Below are 3,495 nucleotides of genomic sequence, written 5' to 3' on the forward strand. Positions count from 1 at the left end.
AGTTCTTCGCCGAGCCCGTCATCGACGACGAGGACGACGCCTACTACGACCACGAGCTGATCGGCCTGCGCGTGCTCACCGTCGGTGCCGTCAGCGAGGAGGAGGCCCACGCCCGCGCCTACGAGGGGGCCCAGCCCGAGCCGGAGGACATCGGGGAGGTCAGCGGTATCGTCCGCGGTGCCGCCCACCGTCTCCTCGAGGTGAAGCTCGACGACGGCGGCGAGGCGATGATCCCCTTCGTCCACGCCATCGTGCCCATCGTGGACCTCGACAACGAGGCCCTCGTGATCACCCCGCCGGAAGGACTGCTGGATCTGTGATGCGCCTCGATGTGGTCACCATCTTCCCCGAGTACCTCGAGCCCCTGCGCCACGCCCTCCTGGGCAAGGCCATCGAGCAGGGGATCCTCTCCGTCGGGGTCCATGACCTGCGCAACTGGGCCACCGACGTGCACAAGTCCGTCGACGACACCCCCTACGGAGGCGGCCCCGGCATGGTCATGAAGCCCGAGGTGTGGGGCCCGGCGCTCGACGACGTGGCGGTCGGCGTGGCGGGTGTGGAACTCGAGAGTTCCCTGCCGCACCTGGAGAAGCCGGTCGAGCTGGTGCCCTCCTCCTACGAGGCGGGGGAGAGGGACAGCCGACCGCTGCTCATCGTCCCCACCCCGGCGGGCAAGCCCTTCACCCAGGCGGACGCGCAGGAGTGGTCCCACGAGGAGCACATCGTCTTCGCCTGCGGCCGCTACGAGGGCATCGACCAGCGTGTCATCGAGGACGCCGCGCAGCGCTACCGCGTCCGGGAGGTCTCCATCGGCGACTACGTCCTCATCGGCGGGGAGGTGGCGGTGCTCGTCATCGCCGAGGCCGTCGTGCGCCTCATCCCCGGTGTGCTGGGCAACCGGCGCAGCCACGAGGAGGACAGCTTCTCCGACGGGCTGCTCGAGGGGCCGTCGTACACGAAGCCGCGCACCTGGCGGGGCCTGGATGTCCCTGAGGTGCTCTTCTCCGGCAACCACGCCAAGGTCGACCGGTGGCGCCGGGACCAGGCGCTGCTGCGTACGCAGGCCGTGCGGCCGGAGCTGCTGGACACCGTGGAGCTCGACGCCGCTGACCGGAAGGTCCTGGGGCTGGACTGACCGCGGAAGCGGTGTCTCAACCTGTCGAATCTGTTTTTTCGGAGCTGCCGCGACCTGGGGGAATGCGGAACCTCCCGGGACAGATTCGACAGGTTGAGACAGCCCCGTCGTCGGCTCACCGCCGCGGGGTAGCGTGGGGCCATGAATCCTGCCCGCACCATCTCGACCGACCTCAACATCCTTTTCCGCCCCGCCGAATGGGAGGCCCTCTCCGGGACCCTCCCGGAGGCGCTGGCCGGAGTCGGCTACGACATCGACACCCTGCACGGTGAGATCGTGGACCTCACCTGCGAGCCCGACAACATGCTCGTCGCCCAGTTCGCCCAGGACCAGGGCCGTATGCCCACGACAGAGGTGCTCTACCGGGTGATCATCAACGGCAGCAGCACCCTCGACCTGCGCGACGCCACCGCCCGCGTCGTCGGCGCACTGCCGGAGAGCACCTACTGGTACGGCACCAGCCGGGAGGGCACCACCGAGCCCGGGATCGGCGCCTCCTGCGCCTGGCAGGACCGCTCCTAGATGGCGATGTTCGACCGCGCGGCCGAGGCCTATGACCGCCACGCCGCAGACAGCGCCTACAACGCGCACTATGACCGCCCGGCCATGCTCGAGCTGCTGGGTGACGTCTCCGGTCTGCGTGTCCTCGACGCCGGCTGCGGCTCCGGTCTCTACGCCGCGGAGCTGCTGTCCTGCGGGGCGGAAGTGGTGGGGGTCGACGAGAGCGAGAAGCTCATCCGGCTCGCCCGTCGCCGCGCGCCGGGAGCGGAGTTCCACGTCCAGGCCCTGGAGAAGCCCCTGGGCTGGGCCGCCGACAGGAGCTTCGACCGGGTGCTCATGGCGCTCGTCCTGCACCACATCCACTATCCGGTGAACACCCTGCGGGAGCTCCACCGCGTCCTGCGCGACGACGGTCGCCTGCTCATCTCCACCGGCCACCCCACCGATGACTGGCGGCGCCTCGGCGGCAGCTACTTCACCCGCGAACGCATCGAGGAGACCTGGTCGATGGGGGTGCAGACCTCCTACCGACGCGCGCCGCTGGAGACCCTGGTGGGGGAGTTCGGGGAGGCGGGGTTCGTCGTCGAGAAGCTCATTGAGCCGCGCCCGGCGGACACCATGAAGGAGAGGTATCCGGAGGCCCACGAGAAACTCTCGCGCGTGCCCGCGTTCATCGGGTTCCGTCTGATGAAGCATCCCGGGAGGCTGCGGTAGGCTCAGCCCAATGAACATGAGCGAGCAGGACACGCAGAAGAAGGAAGAACCGGAGCTGCCCGGTTTTCTGGCCCACCCCGACCGGATGGACAAGATCCTCTTCGCGGCCCTGCTCATCATGGGTCTGTGGTCGCTGGTGCTCATCCCGCTGCGCGCCTGGCTGCTGACGCACCCGCTGATCTACACGCTGATGGTCGGCGGCTACACCTCCGCGGTGGTCTCCGGTGCCAATGCCTCCGTGGGCAACGGGCACTGGCTGGTGTTCCTGCTGTGCTCGGTGCTCGGTGCCGTGAAGTTCATGCCGGTCTACTGGGCGATGGGCCGCAAGTGGGGCATGGAGTTCATCGACATGTCGCTGCAGTACATGCCGCGGGCGCACCGTTTCTTCCAGCGGGCCGTGAAGTCGGAGTCCACGAAGATGTACGCGGGCACCCTCGCCTTCATCCCGCTCGGCTACCTGCCCGGACCCGTCCCGAACACCGTGGTCAACGCCGTCGCGGGTCTGCTGAAGATCCGCTTCTGGATCATGCTCGCGGTCAACGTGCTCAGCATCTTGGCGGTCAACGGGCTTTTCATGTGGCTGGGGTACACCTACGGTGACCAGGTCCTCGAGGTGGTCGAGGTGGTCAACAGGTACCTGCTGTGGATCACGCTGGGTCTGGTGGGCCTCATGATCTTCCGTGCGTGGCGGCAGAACCGGAAGAAGGCGGGGGCCTGAGGGCCCGCGTACCGGCGTACTCCGATTCCCTCCGGGGTGGGGTGTTTTCCCAGGTCGCACATCAGGCCAGCCGGAATCGGAGTACGCAGCAACGCGCCGTCACCGGCGGACAGCTGGTCCTCAGTTGCCCCGGTACGCCTCGATGAGCGCGGCACCGCGGGCGGCGTCGTCGACGGTGATGTAGAAGTTCTTCTTTCCGCGCTGGATGCGCAGGCCCTCGCCGCCGCGGATGAGGATGGCCCGGCCCTGCAGGCTGAGACGCCAGCCCCATCCGCCCCAGTCGCCGGGGCGTATGTCGACCGCCCCCACACGGGTCACCACGGCGTGGGGGATGGTGCCGCGCGGGATGCCGGTGAACAGTTGCCAGTGGGTGCCGTGGGCGTCGACACGCACGTCCACCCCGAGAAACATCACGAACACCGGGACG

5 protein-coding genes and 1 pseudogene are annotated in these 3,495 nt (G+C 68.4%); 5 read left to right on the plus strand and 1 reads right to left on the minus strand.

All coding sequences use genetic code 11. The features are described 5' to 3' along the window. The 5 genes from GXZ33_RS11825 to GXZ33_RS11845 form a co-directional block, all read left to right on the plus strand. A partial coding sequence (locus tag GXZ33_RS11825) for a PRC-barrel domain-containing protein (protein ID WP_291341346.1) occupies positions 1 to 320 on the plus strand: 320 nt, incomplete at its 5' end. Next, on the plus strand, positions 320 to 1,135 hold the full coding sequence (gene trmD / locus GXZ33_RS11830; protein WP_291341353.1) for a tRNA (guanosine(37)-N1)-methyltransferase TrmD: 816 nt from the start codon (positions 320 to 322) through the stop codon (positions 1,133 to 1,135). The genes GXZ33_RS11825 and trmD, both read left to right, overlap by 1 nt. A gap of 141 nt (positions 1,136 to 1,276) precedes the next feature. Next, positions 1,277 to 1,657 carry a hypothetical protein gene (locus GXZ33_RS11835; RefSeq protein ID WP_291341348.1) on the plus strand — a complete coding sequence of 127 codons (381 nt, stop codon included), beginning with the start codon at positions 1,277 to 1,279 and terminating at the stop codon, positions 1,655 to 1,657. Continuing rightward, the gene (locus GXZ33_RS11840) at positions 1,658 to 2,350 is read left to right on the plus strand and encodes a class I SAM-dependent methyltransferase (protein ID WP_291341349.1); all 693 of its coding nucleotides are present in this window, start codon (positions 1,658 to 1,660) and stop codon (positions 2,348 to 2,350) included. A gap of 16 nt (positions 2,351 to 2,366) precedes the next feature. Further along, entirely contained in the window at positions 2,367 to 3,068 is a 702-nt protein-coding gene (locus GXZ33_RS11845) for a hypothetical protein (RefSeq protein WP_363237353.1), read from the plus strand. Between the two features lie 120 nt (positions 3,069 to 3,188). Here the strand turns inward: GXZ33_RS11845 and GXZ33_RS11850 are convergent. After that, positions 3,189 to 3,495 (minus strand): annotated as a pseudogene (locus GXZ33_RS11850) (hypothetical protein); the annotation flags it as partial.

This window comes from Corynebacterium sp. (assembly GCF_012838985.1).
Classification (GTDB): Bacteria; Actinomycetota; Actinomycetes; order Mycobacteriales; family Mycobacteriaceae; genus Corynebacterium.

Excerpts from the sequence above, each read along its gene's own strand:
- trmD (WP_291341353.1), top strand. The coding sequence starts at position 320 with ATGCGCCTCGATGTGGTCACCATCTTCCCCGAGTACCTCGAGCCCCTG.
- GXZ33_RS11835 (WP_291341348.1), top strand. The coding sequence starts at position 1,277 with ATGAATCCTGCCCGCACCATCTCGACCGACCTCAACATCCTTTTCCGC.
- GXZ33_RS11840 (WP_291341349.1), top strand. The coding sequence starts at position 1,658 with ATGGCGATGTTCGACCGCGCGGCCGAGGCCTATGACCGCCACGCCGCA.
- GXZ33_RS11845 (WP_363237353.1), top strand. The coding sequence starts at position 2,367 with ATGAGCGAGCAGGACACGCAGAAGAAGGAAGAACCGGAGCTGCCCGGT.